12 protein-coding genes are annotated in these 15156 nt (G+C 66.5%); all 12 read right to left on the bottom strand.

The genetic code is table 11. The features are described 5' to 3' along the window. The coding region (gene ftsZ / locus ACHFFA_RS12370; protein ID WP_394271133.1) for a cell division protein FtsZ at positions 1–1647 on the bottom strand (1647 nt) is incomplete at its 3' end. A gap of 132 nt (positions 1648–1779) precedes the next feature. Next, on the bottom strand, positions 1780–3066 hold the full coding sequence (gene ftsA, locus ACHFFA_RS12365; protein WP_394271132.1) for a cell division protein FtsA: 1287 nt from the start codon (positions 3064–3066) through the stop codon (positions 1780–1782). 7 nt (positions 3067–3073) lie between these two features. Further along, a complete protein-coding gene (locus ACHFFA_RS12360; RefSeq protein ID WP_394271131.1) occupies positions 3074–3982 on the bottom strand; it encodes a cell division protein FtsQ/DivIB in 909 nt (302 codons plus the stop codon). Continuing rightward, on the bottom strand, positions 3975–4940 hold the full coding sequence (locus ACHFFA_RS12355) for a D-alanine--D-alanine ligase (RefSeq protein WP_394271130.1): 966 nt from the start codon (positions 4938–4940) through the stop codon (positions 3975–3977). Before ACHFFA_RS12355 ends, ACHFFA_RS12360 begins: the two co-directional genes overlap by 8 nt. Positions 4941–4971: 31 nt before the next feature. Further along, entirely contained in the window at positions 4972–5850 is an 879-nt protein-coding gene (murB, locus tag ACHFFA_RS12350) for a UDP-N-acetylmuramate dehydrogenase (RefSeq protein WP_394271134.1), read from the bottom strand. 86 nt (positions 5851–5936) lie between these two features. After that, positions 5937–7352 (bottom strand): UDP-N-acetylmuramate--L-alanine ligase, encoded by a 1416-nt coding sequence (murC, locus tag ACHFFA_RS12345; RefSeq protein WP_394271129.1) that lies wholly within the window; start codon positions 7350–7352, stop codon positions 5937–5939. Further along, entirely contained in the window at positions 7349–8554 is a 1206-nt protein-coding gene (murG, locus tag ACHFFA_RS12340; protein WP_394271128.1) for an undecaprenyldiphospho-muramoylpentapeptide beta-N-acetylglucosaminyltransferase, read from the bottom strand. The genes murC and murG overlap by 4 nt, the downstream gene beginning before the upstream one ends. After that, positions 8551–9819, bottom strand: coding sequence for an FtsW/RodA/SpoVE family cell cycle protein (locus tag ACHFFA_RS12335; protein ID WP_394271127.1), 1269 nt, complete (start codon positions 9817–9819; stop codon positions 8551–8553). The genes murG and ACHFFA_RS12335 overlap by 4 nt, the downstream gene beginning before the upstream one ends. After that, the gene (gene murD / locus ACHFFA_RS12330; protein ID WP_394271126.1) at positions 9816–11084 is read right to left on the bottom strand and encodes a UDP-N-acetylmuramoyl-L-alanine--D-glutamate ligase; all 1269 of its coding nucleotides are present in this window, start codon (positions 11082–11084) and stop codon (positions 9816–9818) included. The genes ACHFFA_RS12335 and murD overlap by 4 nt, the downstream gene beginning before the upstream one ends. After that, the gene (gene mraY, locus ACHFFA_RS12325; RefSeq protein WP_394271125.1) at positions 11081–12151 is read right to left on the bottom strand and encodes a phospho-N-acetylmuramoyl-pentapeptide-transferase; all 1071 of its coding nucleotides are present in this window, start codon (positions 12149–12151) and stop codon (positions 11081–11083) included. The genes murD and mraY overlap by 4 nt, the downstream gene beginning before the upstream one ends. A gap of 15 nt (positions 12152–12166) precedes the next feature. Continuing rightward, positions 12167–13633, bottom strand: coding sequence for a UDP-N-acetylmuramoyl-tripeptide--D-alanyl-D-alanine ligase (murF, locus tag ACHFFA_RS12320; protein WP_394271124.1), 1467 nt, complete (start codon positions 13631–13633; stop codon positions 12167–12169). Next, positions 13630–15108: a UDP-N-acetylmuramoyl-L-alanyl-D-glutamate--2,6-diaminopimelate ligase gene (locus ACHFFA_RS12315; protein WP_394271123.1), complete on the bottom strand. Its 1479-nt coding sequence runs from the start codon at positions 15106–15108 to the stop codon at positions 13630–13632. Before ACHFFA_RS12315 ends, murF begins: the two co-directional genes overlap by 4 nt. Positions 15109–15156: the final 48 nt, after the last annotated feature.

Genomic DNA, 15156 nt, shown 5'->3' with positions numbered 1-15156 from the left:
GCGTCCGCCGAAGCCATGCTGGGCGCTGCCAGCCGCCGCCCCGCCGAGCATGTTGCCCTGCGCCGCACGATCCAGTTCGGCATCGCTGAGCAGCGGACGCTTGCGCGGCTTGGTCGCGAGCGGGCTGTCGTCGTAGGCGTGTCCGGGGGTCAGTCGCAGTTCGCCATCGTCCCCATCCTCGTCGTCTCCGAGCGGTTCCGACAAGTCGAGCGGGGGTCGACCGGCGCTGTCATCCTCGTCGACCCAGCCATCGCTGTCATCGGCACCGCCGAACGAGGCGGTGCTGGTGGGCGACGGCAAGGCGGTGTCTTCATCCTCGTCATGATCGAAATCGTCGAACCGTTCGGTCTGGTCGTTGCGCAGGCCGGCCAGCGGATCGACGATATCGTCGACATCGTCCTCGCCTTCGTCATATTCCTCGTCGCCGAAGCCGGGCTGGCGCGCGGACAGCACATCCTCGCGCGCGGGCGAACGTTCGGGCACCTCGGGCGCGGCGAAGGACGCAGCCGCCGGGTTCGTCGGCGCCGGTTCCGCCTCCGGCTCTGCCGCCATGCCCTGATCGAGCTCGAACGGCTCCTGTGCGGGGGGGCTGCTGCGCGGCATTTCGAACGCCGGACGCTGCGGCGCCCGGGTTTCGCCCATCGCAAAATTGCGCTGCGGCGAGGACGCTGCGGCGCGGGCGCTTTCGTCGATTCCGGTGGCGACCACCGAAACGCGGATCTTGCCGTCGAGATCGGGATTGAAGGCGCTGCCCCAGATGATGTTGGCATCTTCGTCGACCAGCTCGCGGATATGGTTCGCAGCTTCGTCGACCTCGAGCAGCTTCATGTCCTCGCCGCCGATGATCGAGATGATCACCCCCTTGGCGCCGGCCATGCTGACGCCGTCGAGCAGCGGGTTGGCAATGGCGCGTTCGGCCGCTTCGAGCGCGCGATTGTCGCCTTCGCCCTCACCCGTGCCCATCATCGCCTTGCCCATTTCGCTCATCACCGAACGCACGTCGGCGAAGTCGAGGTTGATGAGGCCGGGCATGACCATCAGGTCGGTGATCGAGCGGACGCCCTGCTGCAGCACCTCGTCCGCCAGCATGAACGCCTCCTTGAAGGTCGTTTCCGCCTTGGCGACCAGAAACAGGTTCTGGTTGGGAATGACGATCAGCGTGTCGACATGCTTCTGCAGCTCGTCGATCCCGGCCTCGGCAGCGCGCATCCGGCGGGTGCCTTCGAACAGGAACGGCTTCGTCACCACGCCGACGGTCAGCACGCCTTTCTTGCGCGCGGCTTCGGCGATCACCGGGGCCGCCCCGGTGCCGGTGCCCCCGCCCATGCCGGCGGCGATGAAGCACATGTTGCAGCCTTCGAGCGCGTCCTCGATATCCTCGACTGTCTCTTCCGCGGCAGCCTTGCCCACTTCGGGCCGTGCGCCCGCCCCCAGCCCGCCGGTGATGTCTGGCCCGAGCTGGATGCGCCGTTCCGAAGGCGAACTCGACAAGGCCTGCGCGTCGGTGTTGGCAACGATGAAGTCGACGCCTTCGATCTGCGCCTCCATCATGTTGGCGATTGCATTGCCGCCGGCACCGCCGACGCCGATGACCATGATCTTGGGACGAAGTTCGTCGCTGGAAGCCGGACCGATATTGATGCTCATTGAGCTTTCCCCGAAACTGAAGCTGTCGCCTGGCAGCCTATGGCATACAACAGGCTGAATGCGAATTGTCGCGCGCCTAGGTTAATTCCTTATCCACAAGGGCTAATGCGCGGTTTGCCCCGGTCATCAACCCTAAAAATAATCCTTCACCGCTTGCATGACACGGTTCACGAGCCCGAGGCCCGAATAGCGCCGGGTCGGCTGATAGCGCGCGCCGATGCTGCGGATGTCCACCGGATCGTCCGCGGCATAGAGACACAGCCCCGCCAGGGTCGAAAAACCGGGCGTGGCGTGGGCCTCGGGCATGCCTTGAAGGGCAGAAACCTTGCCGATCCGCACCGGCAAGCCGAGCGCCCCTTGCATGAATTCGACGATGCCGTGAAGTTCGGCCCCGCCACCGGTGATGACCACCTGGCCGCTGGCCGCACCCGAGAAGCCCAGCCCCTTGAGCGCCTTGGCGATTTCGCCTGTCATGATGCCGAGCTGTTCGGTGACGATGCCGACCAGTTCCGCGCGCGGAATGCGGTTCTGTTCGTCCGCACCGCGCGCCAGCCGTCCGTCCTCCGGCTCTCCAGGGCCGTTGACGGGGATCAGCTCGCGGTGATCGGTGGGTGATGCCAGCGCCGAGCCCGAGACGCATTTCAGCCGTTCGGCCTGGCTGCGACGGATACCCAGAGACGAGGCGACCGCATCGGTGATGTCGTTCGATCCGACCGGCACCGAGCGCAGACCGAGCAGCATACCGCCCGCATGGACCGAAACATTGGTGATCTGCGCGCCGATCTCGATCAGCGCAACGCCCAGTTCACGCTCCTCGGCGGTCAGGCAGGCGTAGGCAGTCGCCAGCGGGCTGGCCACCACGCCCTCGACCTCGAGATGCGCATTCTGCACCGCCTCGATGAGGTTGCGGACCGGCGCCCCTTCGGCCAGCGTCACGTGGATATCGACGCCGAGAGTCTCGGCATGGAGCCCGGTCGGGTCGGCCACCCCGTGGGCACCGTCGAGCGTGTAGTGCGCCGGCTGGGCGTGGAGGATCATTCGGCCGTCGGGCTGGATGTGATCGCGCGCGGCGTAAAGCAGGTGCTCGATGTCGTCTTCGTCGATACGCCGCCCGCCGATCGCAATCTCGACGCTGGAGATCTTGCTCGTCAGCCCTGCGCCCGCGCAGGCAATCCACACCCCCGATACCGAGGAATTGGCATCCGCCTCGGCCTTTTCGACCGCGGTACGGATGGCATGGGTCGCCGCCGCCATGTCGGTTACATAGCCGCGCTTGATGCCCTCGCTCTTGCGGTGGCTGGAGGCGAGCACGATCATGCGCCCATCCTCGGTCTGGCCCATGACCATGGCCGAGATCCGGAACGACCCGATGTTCACCGCACCGAAAACGCGCTGGATCCGCGGGATTTGCGTCGCCATCCGCCCGTTACTCCGCTTCTATCCGGGACGCGAGCGAATGGGGACACGGGCCATCCTTGCAACGCAGGTACGCCCGGTCGGGGACGCGCATGTCGATCGCAATGGCCTGACCGCCGATCAGCCGGTTGCGGCCGTCCATTTCGGCGAAGCGCACGAGGGCGGCCGCACCGTCCTCGCCCTCGGGAAGCGCCAGCATCTGGCCGGTCCGGAACGTCAGGTTCCAGCGCCGGTTGCCGACCCACTCCGCCGCCGCGATTTGCGGGCGCAGGGCGGGCGCGTTATCCAGCAGGCGCGCAAGTTCGCTTACCTGACGCTGCGCGCCAGGGCCGGAAATGATCAGCATTTTCGCCGCTTTCCCGGACGAGACCGGTTCCAGTTCGTTGCCCTGGGCATCCACCAGCACCAGACGGTCGGGCTTCTGGAGCGCGGCATGCGGCTCGCGCTCGACGATATCCACCCGCAGCATGTCGGGCAGCTGGCGCGAGACACGCGCATCGGCCACCCAGGGCATGTCCAGCAAGCCCTGGCGAATCTCCTGCACATCGACCAGCGGCATCGGCCGGTCGAGATCGTCGCGCAGCCGTTCGTAGACACTTTGCTCGCTCATCCGTTCGACGCCGGTGACGCGCAGGGTGCGGACCTCATAACCGGCACGCGAGGCCGACCGGGCCAGCTGGTCGCGCAGCAGATCGGGCACGCCGGCAAGGCTCGCCACCGTCCACGCAAGTGCCAGCCCCGCCGCGATGATCAGCGCGAGGAAGAACTTGTGCCACTGTTCCTCGGTAAACGGCAGCGCGGCCATCATCCGGTCGAGCGCGGAAGCGGTATGCCGACGCGCGTTGCGGGCCTTCTGATTGCGACTGCGCGCCGCAGCCGAGCGCCGCACGCCGGTCGGCTTGCGGGTGACCTTAGCCATCGCCGCCCTTCCGGCCCCGCGACAGCGCCTCGGCAATGATCGTTTCGCACAGGGCGGCGTAATCGATCCCGGAATGGCGCGCCTGTTCGGGGACTAGGCTCAGCGGGGTCATGCCCGGCTGGGTATTGGTTTCGAGGACGAACAGCCCGTCCTCGCCCTGCTCCTCGTCCCAGCGAAAGTCCGTCCGGCTGGTACCGCGGCAGCCAAGCACCCGATGCGCCCTCAGCGCCATATCGAGGCACAGGTCGCGGATATGCTCGGGAATGTCGGCCGGGCAGACATGCTCGGTCAGCCCGTCGGTGTATTTGGCATCGAAGTCGTAGAATCCGCTTTGCGGCTTCAGTTCGGTGACCGCCAGGGCGCGCGAACCTTCGGGGAAATCGACGACGGCGCAGGTCATCTCGCGGCCGCGGATATAGGGTTCGGCGAGCAGCTCGGCGAATTCCTGCCACGGCCCTTTCGACTGGCGCGCAATGGGATTGCCGTAATTGCCCTCGTCTGTCACGATCGCGACCCCGACCGAACTGCCTTCGTTGACGGGTTTGAGGACATAGGGCCGGGGCAGCGGATCGCGTTCGAACAGCTCGTCGCGGTTGACGATGCGCCCGCCGGGCATGGGAATGCCATGCGGCACCAGTGCCTGCTTGGTCAGCTGCTTGTCGATCGCGATGACCGAGGTGGCAAGGCCCGAATGGGTATAAGGGATGCCCATCAGGTCGAGCATTCCCTGCACCGTCCCGTCTTCGCCGGGCACGCCGTGAAGCGCATTGAAGACCACGTCGGGCGCAGCCTCGGCGATGCGGGCGGCAACGTCACGGTCCATGTCGATCCGCGTCACGCGATGACCCCGCCCTTCGAGTGCCGCGGCGACCCCTTCGCCGCTCATCAGGCTGACCGGCCGTTCCTTGGCCCAGCCGCCCATAAGGACAGCGACGTGAAGCTTGGGCAATCCGGTCATGCAGTCATCCGTCCATATCGTGTCATTGCGGTCACGGGCGGCCCACCCGCTGAATTTCCCATTCGAGGTTCACGCCCGATTGCTCGTACACCCGGCGCCGGACTTCCTCGCCCAGTTCCTCGATATCGGCGCCGGTCGCAGCGCCGGTGTTGAGAAGGAAATTCGCGTGCTTCTCGCTGACCTGCGCCCCGCCCAGCATCAGGCCCCGGCAACCCGCCGCATCGACCAGTTCCCACGCCTTGCGCCCGGGCGGGTTCTTGAACGTCGAGCCGCCGGTCCGTGTGCGCAGCGGCTGCGAGCGTTCGCGCTGTTCGGCGATGCGGTCCATCTCGCGGGTTATCGCGGCAATGTCGCCGGTGCGACCCTGGAACCGCGCGGCGATCACGGTCGCGCCTTCGGGCAGTTCGGAATGGCGATAGGTGTACCCGAGGTCTGCCACGGGCAGGCGCACGCATTCCCCGGTCGGCAGGACGATATCGCAATCGATCAGGACGTCGCTCACCTCGCGGCCGTAGGCGCCGCCGTTCATTCGCACGAAACCGCCCACGGTGCCGGGAATGCCCCGCATGAATTCCAGCCCCGCGATCCCCGCATCGCGGGCGACCGAGGCCACCAGGATGCCATGCGCCGCGCCGCCGCATGCAACCACCTGGTCCTCGATCACCTCGACCCTGGCGAAGGGCTTGCCAAGTTTCACGACGACCCCCGGAATTCCGCCATCACGGACGATCAGGTTGGAGCCGAGCCCCAGCGCCATCACCGGCATCGACCCGTCGAGGCGTTCCAGAAACAGCCTGAGGTCGTCGATGTCGGCGGGTTCGAACAGCCAATCCGCCCGGCCCCCGGTCTTGAACCAGACCAGTTTCGCCAATGGCGCGTCGCAGGTCAGACGGCCGCGCAGCCCGTCCATCTCGACCGGCTCTTCGGCGCATGGACCGATATCGCAATCGGGCGCGCAGCCCATGTTCCAATCCGGTGTTTCGTCGGCCTGCACGCTCATGCCCGGCGGTCCCGTTCGCGGGCGATCGCGGCAGGCAGTTCGGCAGCCCAGCGGGTGATGTCGCCCGCCCCGAGACAGACGATCAGATCCCCTTCGGCGATCTCCCCGGCCAGCGCCTTTGCCAGCTCGCCGGCATCGGTAACCTCATGGACCGAGCGGTGCCCGCGCGCCTTCAGTCCTTCCACCAGCGCCGCCGCATCGACGCCTGCAATGGGATCCTCACCGGCAGCATAGACCGGGGCGATATAGACCTGATCGGCTTCGTTGAGACAGGTCTGGAACTCTTCCATCAGATCGCGCAGCCGGGTGTAGCGATGCGGCTGGACCACGGCGATCACGCGGTTGCCCGTGGCCTCGCGCGCGGCGCCCAGCACAGCCTTGATCTCGACCGGATGGTGACCGTAATCATCGATCACCGTCGCGCCGGCTACCGTGCCGACCCGGGTGAAACGGCGGCGCACCCCGCCGAAGCCGGAGAACCCGCTGCGGATCACCTCGTCCGGACAGCCCATCTCGACCGCGACCGCGATGGCGGCAAGAGCGTTCTGGACGTTGTGGCGTCCGGGCATGGGCAGTTCGACCCGCTCGATCCGGCGGTCGTCCTCGCCCCGCTGGCGCACGATCACATCGAAGCGATTGCCGCCTTCGTACGGTTCGACGTCGACGCCGCAGATATCCGCCTGAAGGTTGAACCCATAAGTCAGCACGCGGCGATCGCGCAGCTTGCCGATGACCGACTGGACTTCGGGGTGATCGATGCACAGCACCGCCGCGCCGTAGAACGGCACGTTGTGGATGAACTCCACGAAAGCGTTCTTCACCCCTTCGAAGTCACCGTAATGGTCGAGATGCTCGGGATCGATATTGGTGACCACCGCGATCGTCCCGTCGAGCCGCAGGAAGCTGCCGTCGCTTTCGTCGGCCTCGACGACCATCCATTCACTGTCGCCGAGCCGGGCGTTCGATCCATATTGCTCGATGATCCCGCCATTGATCACTGTGGGATCGATGCCGCCCGCATCCAGCAGCGCGGCGATCATGCTGGTGGTGGTGGTCTTGCCATGGGTGCCGGCCACCGCGACGGTGGATTTCAGGCGCATCAGCTCGGCCAGCATTTCCGCGCGCCGCACCACCGGGATGCGGTTTTCGAGCGCGTAGGCGACTTCGGGGTTGGTCCGCTTCACCGCGGTCGACGTGACGACCACCGCCGCGCCTTCGACATTGCTGCTGTCGTGCCCGATGTGGACGGTGATGCCGCTGCGCCGCAGCCGCTCGATCACCGGGCTTTCGTTGAGGTCGCTGCCCTGAACGGTGTAGCCCAGATTGTTCATCACCTCGGCGATGCCGGACATGCCGATCCCGCCGATGCCGACGAAATGGATGATCCCGATGTCAGTGGAGACGCCCTTCACGGCCGCGTATCCTGCGCCTGCCGCAGCGCGCCCTGCCCTGCCGGCACACCTTGGCTCGCACCGCGGGCGTTGTTGGGGCCGACGCGAATGACATCCATCATGTCGGCTCCGCCGAAGCTTTCGACAAGATCGGCAAGATCTTCGACTGCTTGCGGACGGCCACAGTTCCACGCGGCATGGGCGGCGTTGGCGAGGCCTTCAGGGTTTTCAGCAAGGGCAAGGATCTGCTTGCTGAGTTCCTTGGCCTGAAATCGCTCCTGCCGGATCATCCGCGCGCCGCCGACCTTCACCATCTCGCGCGTGTTGGCGGCCTGATGATCGTCGGTCGCGATGGGAAGCGGGATGAGAATGGCGGGGCGGCCGACCGCAGTCAGCTCGGCGATGGTCGAGGCGCCGGCGCGGCCGATGAACAGATGGGAATCCGCAAGGCGCGCCGCCATGTCCTCGAAATAGGTCGCGAGTTCGGCGGGGATTTCATGCGTGCGATAGCGTTCGCGCACCGCGTCGAGATCCTCGGCCCGGCATTGCTGGGTCACCTGCAACCGCTGACGCAGGGCCGGGGGCAGCATGGCCAGCCCATCGGGGACCACCTCGGACAGCACGCGGGCGCCCTGGCTGCCGCCCGTCACCAGCACGCGCAAAAGCCCGTCCTGACCGAACGCCGGGAAGGGTTCGTCGCGCAAGGCGAGAACTTCGGCCCGTACCGGATTGCCGACCAGATGGACCTTGCCCCGGTGGGCGGGCTTCAGCCGTTCGACTTCTTCATAGGCGGTCGCGATCGCCTGAACCCGGCCTGCCAAAAGGCGGTTCACCCGCCCCAGCGCCGCATTCTGTTCATGCACGATGGTGGGGATGCGGGCCGCGGTCGATGCGAGGATCGCCGGCAGTGACGGATAGCCACCGAAGCCGACGACGGCGCTGGGCTCGAAACTGGCGAACAGCTGCCGCGCCATCCGCCGCCCGGCAAGAACGGCGCGAATGCCGCGCGGCCAATTGAGCGGATTGCCCCCGAACCGTCCGGCCGGCAGGACATGGGCCGGCAGGTAATCGGGCTTTCCCGGGATTTCCGCGCCGCGCTCGTCCGTGATCAGCGCCGCGTGATGCCCACGCCGATGCAGTTCCGCCGCCAGAGCGAAGGCCGGCAGCAGGTGCCCGCCCGTACCCCCGGCGGCAAGGACGTAATGCCGACTCGACCCGGTCATGCGGACATCTCGCGTTTGGGGGAGCAGGGACGGTCGGTCATCGGCTGCGCCTGCCCGAAAGCCAGATACTCGCCAAGCCCCTTGGACCGGCTTTTCAGGAACGGATTACGCCGGGTGATCGCGATGAGCAGCCCCATGGTGAGGCAGACCGCGATGGTCGACGATCCGCCGTAGCTGACCAGCGGCAAGGTCATGCCTTTCGAGGGAAACAGTTGCAGGTTGACCAGGATATTGATCACCGCCTGCCCGCCGAACAGCGTGACGAGACCGGTTCCGGCAAGCAGGGCGAATAGGTCTTCCTCGTCCAGCAGGCGGATCAGCACCCGCACCACGATGGCCAGGTAGATCAGCACGATCACGGCGCAGGCGATAAGCCCGAACTCTTCGCCGATGACCGAAAAGATATAGTCGGTATGCGCTTCCGGCAGGCTCATCTTGCGGATGCCGAGACCATAGCCTGCCCCGGTCCACCCACCGGCCAGCAACGTCCGGCTGGCGAGGTCGACCTGATCATAGGCCGTGCCGCCGCCGAAGAACGCATCGATCCGGTGGCGGGCATTGTCATAGAGGAAATAGGTTGCGGTGATCGCCAGCAGCGCGCCCCCGATGACCATGCCGAAACGCTGGACCGGAAAGCCTGCGAGTAGGATCATCACCAGCCAGATCCCGCCGAACAGGATCGCCTCGCCGAAATTGGGCTGCATCATCAAGAGGACGAAGACGAGCCCTGTCAGCGCACTGCAGATCGCCAGCACCGGCAGGTTGGGATCGCGCATCCGCCACGAGACGATCCACGCCAGGCCGACCGCGAAGGCAGGCTTGAGAAACTCGGAGGGCTGGAACTGCATCCCCAGATTGATCCAGCGGCGCGCTCCGTTGATCTCGATCCCGAAGACCGGGACGATGAACAGCAGGGCCAGCATCGCGGCGGCCAGCAGCACGCCAAGGCGTCGCGCATTTGCGCGGCTGAGCATCGAGACGCCGAACATCACCATCAGCGCCACGGCCTGCCAGCCGAGGTGGCGGTAGAAGAAATACAGCGGTTCGAGCGTGGTCGCGCTGGTCGAGAGGCGCCCGGCGCTGGCCGGGCTGGCCGCGGCGACCGCGATGGTGCCGAGCGTCATCAGCAGCAGCAAGAGGCCGAGCAGGACGCGGTCGATCTCGCGCCACCAGATTTTCATCATCGACCAGCGCGGCAATTGATGCGCCGGCGAGCGCGGCGGACGGCGTCTCGCGCCGGGGACGAAGGGCTGCGTCGGCGTCATTGCAGCGACCCCACAAGTTCGCGAAAATGATCGCCGCGCGCCTCGAAATCGCGGTACTGGTCGAAGCTGGCGGAGGCGGGAGAAAGGAGGACGGTATCACCGCTCGTCGCCCTGGCGGAGGCGGAGGCGACGGCCCGGTCGAGCGTTTCACAATCCTCCACTGGCACACGCCCTTCGAGCAGCGCGGCGAAGTCCGGCCCGGCCTTGCCGATGGTGTAGGCAGCCTTCACATGGCCCAGCACGGCCTCGCACTCGCCCAGCCCCGGCTCCTTGGCAAGCCCGCCAAGGATCCAGTGGATGCTGTCGAACGCGGCAAGTGCGGGCGCAGAAGCGGCGGTGTTCGTGCCTTTGCTGTCGTTGACGTAGGCGACGCCAGCGATCTCAGCGACCCGCTCCATGCGGTGCGGAAGGCCGGGGTAGGTCGCCACACCTTTATCAATTTCGTGCGGCACCAGATCAAGTTCAGCACAAACAAGGCGCGCAGCCATCGTGTTCTGCGCGTTGTGCGGCCCGGCCAGCACTGGATTCTTCCGGGTGATCCCATCTTCGATTTCAGCGACGTTGGTCGAGTGGCCCTCTGCCACAAGTTCGCGATGAAGCGCACTGTCACCGACGAAGTTCACATGCTCGCCCGATTGCAACTCGAACAACCGAAGCTTTGAAGCTCGATAGGCGTTGAAGCCATCATACCGATCGAGATGATCCGGTGTGATATTCAGCAGCACCGCCACATCGCAGTCGAGCGAATAGGTCAGGTCGATCTGGTAGCTCGACAGCTCCAGTACATAGACACCGCCTTCCGGCAACGGCTCCTGCTCCAGGATCGGCAGGCCGATATTGCCGCCCATCGTGGTCGGCACGCCCGCTGTCTTGAGGATATGGTGGACGAGCGCCGTGGTGGTGGACTTGCCGTTGGTGCCGGTGATGCCGACGACCTTGTGCGGCGGCAGGTCAGCGCGAGCCTGCGCGAACAGTTCGATGTCGCCGATCACCGGCACCCCGAAGCGGTCCGCGTGCGGCTTGATCGGATGGCTGTTGAGCGGCACGCCGGGGCTCACCACCACGCCTGCGTAGCCGGTAAGGTCCGCCGCCAGCGGGTCGGCCACCACGCAGCGACCGACATAGGGCTGGCGCGCTTCCGGCCGGTCGTCCCACACCAGCACCTCGGCGCCTGCCGCCAGCAGCGCCTCGACGCTCGCCCGGCCCGAGCGCGCGAGGCCGAGCACCGCGTATCGCTTGTCCTTCCAGGCGGGCGAGGTGATCACCGCAGCTTGAGCGTCGCCAGCCCCAGCAGCGCCAGAACAATGGCGATAATCCAGAACCGGATGACGACCTTGCTTTCCGACCAGCCAAGCTGCTCGAAGTGGTGGTGGATCGGCGCCATGCGGAAGACGCGCTTGCCGGTCCGCTTGTACCAGAGAACCTGGATGATGACGCTCAGCGCCTCGAACACGAACAGCCCGCCGACAATGGCAAGCACGACCTCGTGATGAGTGGCGACCGCGATCGCTCCCAGCGCTCCGCCGAGCGCCAGCGAACCCGTATCGCCCATGAACACCGCCGCCGGCGGGGCGTTGAACCACAGGAAGGCAAGCCCCGCCCCCATTATCGCGGCGCAGAAGATCGCCAGCTCGCCTGCGCCGGGCACGTGCGGGATGCCGAGATAGGCCGAATAATCGACCCGTCCGACGAGATAGGCGATGATCGCGAACGTGCCCGCCGCGATGATCACCGGCATGGTCGCCAGCCCGTCAAGCCCGTCGGTGAGGTTGACGGCGTTGCCCGCGCCAACGATTACGATCGCGGCAAAAAGATAGTAGAACGGGCCCAGTTCGACCCCCAGGTTGTTGAAGAACGGCACGTAGACGAAGGTGTTGATCTGGCTGACCACGATGTAGCTGGCGATGCCCGCGACGATGAACTCCAGCAGCAGCCGCACCTTGCCTGATACCCCGGCGTGGCTCGCCTTCCTCACCTTGTCGAAATCGTCGAGGAAACCGATGATCCCGAACCCCGCGGTGACGGCCAGGCAGGCCCAGACGAACGGATTGGTCAGGTCCATCCATAGCAGCAACGCGATGAACAGGCTGACGAGGATCATCAGCCCGCCCATGGTCGGCGTGCCGCGTTTGGCCAGGTGGGTCTGCGGACCGTCCTCGCGGATCGGTTGCCCCTTGCCCTGCCGCACGCGCAGCATATCGATGAACCGCGGCCCGATGATCAGGCCAATCAGCAGCGCGGTGAGCAGCGTCGCTCCTGCCCGCGCGGTCTGATAGCGCACGAGGTTGAGCAATCCCTCGAACTGCAGGTAATCGGCGAGGAGATAGAGCATCGGCCTCGTCGGCTCCTAGTCTTGACGGGTGAAGTGATCCACAAGCCGGCCGAGCCCGACCGAATTGGATCCCTTCACGAGAACTGCATCGCCCGCCACGATGCCGAAATCCTCGAGCAATCCGATCGCCTCGTCGGCGGTGCGGCAATGCTCCCACTCGAACGGCTTGCCAAGCACGGCGGCGCGGTGTTTCCCCAGCTCGCGCGCCAGGCTGTGCATTTCCTCGCCCACCAGCAGCGCATAGTCCACATCCGCCGCCAGCAGGGGTTCGGCCAGCGAAGCGTGAAAGCCCTCGGCAAAGTCGCCCAGTTCCTTCATCGCGCCAAGGACGGCGATGCGCCGGTGCGAGGGTGTCTGGCCCAGCTGGGCAAGGGTCGCACGCATGCTGGCAGGATTGGCATTATAGCTTTCGTCGATCAGCATGGCCTTGCCGCCCGGCACGTCGATGCCGTGACGGGCGCCGCGTCCCTTGAGGCCGCCCATCTCGGCCAGCGCCAGACCGGCGGCGGCAAGGTCGCCACCTGCCGCTCTCACCGCCGCCATCACCGCGAGCGAGTTCATAACCCAGTGCTCACCTGGCTCGGCGACGGTGTAGCACAGCCGCCCATCGGCAAATTCGCAGGTGACCAGACTGCCGCCATTGACACTGGGAATGGCATCGAGCAGCCGCATGTCGGCATGAGGCGCTTTGCCGAAGCTGGCAATGGTGGCCCCCGCCGCCCGCGCGGCTGCGGCGAGGCGCTCGAAATGCGGACTGTCGGCAGGGATAACCGCGCAGCCGCCCGGCTCCAGCCCGGCGAAAATTTCCGCCTTTGCATCGGCGATCGACGCTTCGCTGCCGAGGTTCTCGATATGTGCGGGCGCGATGGTGGTGACCACTGCGACATGAGGGCGGACCTGACGGGTTAGGTCCGCAATCTCGCCGGCATGGTTCATGCCCATCTCGAAGATCGCAAAGCGGCTGCGGGCCGGCATTCGCGCAAGGCTCAGCGGCACGCCGACATGATTGTTGTAGCTGCGGGTCGAACCGTGCGCGGCTCCCCGGCTCGCCCGCTCGAGACTGGCGAAGATCGCTTCCTTGACGCCCGTCTTGCCGACCGAGCCTGTCACCCCGATGATCCGCGCCTCCGTGCGCCCGCGGGCCGCCGCGGCGAGCGCCTGCAAGGCCCGGGCCGTATCCTCGACCAGAACATGAGGACGGTCGATCGGCCGGTCGACCAGCGCCGCGGTTGCACCGTTCGCAAAGGCCTGATCGAGGAAACGATGACCGTCCATCGCCTCGCCGCGCAGGGCGACGAACAGATCGCCGTTGACCACGTCGCGGCTGTCGATCTCGATCCCGGCGACCTGGAACTCGCCGCTCGCCGTGCCGCCGACTGCTGCGGCGATTGCTGCGGCATCCCACAAGGTGAGGGGCAAGCGGTCCCGCGGATCTGCGGGCCATTCGCGTAAGGCGGGATGACGAAGAATGGCCGCGCTCATGGCTGTGCTCCTCCAAGGGCGGCGGCACATTCGCGCGCCACCTGTACGTCGTCGAACGGAAGGACGCGCATGGCATCGCCCCGCCCGATAATCTGCCCGGTCTCGTGGCCCTTACCCGCAACCAGTACGATGTCGCCCTCGCCCGCCTGTCCGAGCGCGGCGCAGATCGCTTCGCGCCGGTCACCGATCTCGCGCGCGTCCGGCGCACCGTCCAGGACCGAGCGGCGGATCGCGGCGGGATCTTCCCCGCGGGGATTGTCGTCGGTGACGATCACCAGATCGCTGCCCTTAGCAGCGGCTTCCCCCATTGCGCGGCGCTTGCCGAGGTCACGGTCCCCGCCTGCCCCGAAGACGGTAATCAGGCGCCCGCCGACATGGGGGCGCAGGGCGGTAATGGCTGCGGCCAGCGCGTCGGCGGTATGTGCGTAATCGACATAGACCGGCGCACCGTTGGGCGCGATGACGGCCCGTTCGAGCCGGCCGCGTACCGGCTGCAGGCGCGCGGCGGCATCCCACACGGCCGCGGGATCGGTGCCGCTCGCCAGCGCCAGCCCTGCTGCGACCAGCGCGTTCGCAACCTGATACGCTCCGATCAGGGGCAGCGCGATCGTCCGTTCGCGCCCTGCGTGCTCCACCGTCAGCGTCTGGCCCAGCGAGGTCGCCGCGCGGTGACGCAACACGATGTCCGCCCCTTGCGGCCCCACCGTCAGAACTTTCAGCCCGCGCGCTTCCGCCGCTTCGGCGACCCGCCTGTTCCAGTCGCTCCCGTCAAGCCAGACCACCGCGCTGCCGCCTTCGCGCACCACTTCGGTAAAGAGGCGCAGCTTGGCAGCGAAATAGCTTTCCATGCTGTCATGATAATCGAGATGATCGCGGCTGAAATTGGTGAACGCGGCCGCTTCGACCGAAACCCCTTCGTTGCGGTACTGGGACAGCCCGTGGCTCGACGCCTCATAGGCAAGATGGGTCACGCCCTCGCGCGCCAGCCCGCTGAGGTTGGCAAGGAAGGTCGCGATGTCGGGCGTGGTGAGGCCGGTCGAAATGCTTTCGTCCGGCGTGATGACGCCGAGCGTGCCGATGCTCGCCGCCCGTTCGCCCGCCATGCGCCAGATCTGCCGCGTCATTTCCACAGTCGAGGTCTTGCCGTTGGTGCCGGTGACCGCGACGATATGTTCGGGCACGGGGGCAAAATACTGCGCCGCCAGCCGGGCGAAAGCCTGGCGCGGCTCGGCCGCCGCCACATGGATGGCCCCCTCGACCCTCGCCTGCGGGCGGGCAATCACGGCCACGGCACCCGCCGCGATCGCCGCCGGGATGAAGTCTTCGCCGTTGACTTGCGTACCCGCAAAGGCACCGAATACGGTGCCAGGCGCGACCTTGCGGTGATCGATCGCAAAGCCGCTTACGCTGACCGATCCGGCATCGCCGGCGGGGCACGCGATGCCGGCGCCATCGCACAATCTGGCGAGCTTCACCTACTCGGTCCCCTTGCGCGCTTCGGGGATGAGCGGGGTGATAGAGGA

Origin of the sequence: Qipengyuania sp. (assembly GCF_043423005.1) — a bacterium.
Taxonomy (GTDB): domain Bacteria; phylum Pseudomonadota; class Alphaproteobacteria; order Sphingomonadales; family Sphingomonadaceae; genus Qipengyuania.
This window is presented reverse-complemented; position numbering and strand designations above follow the sequence as displayed.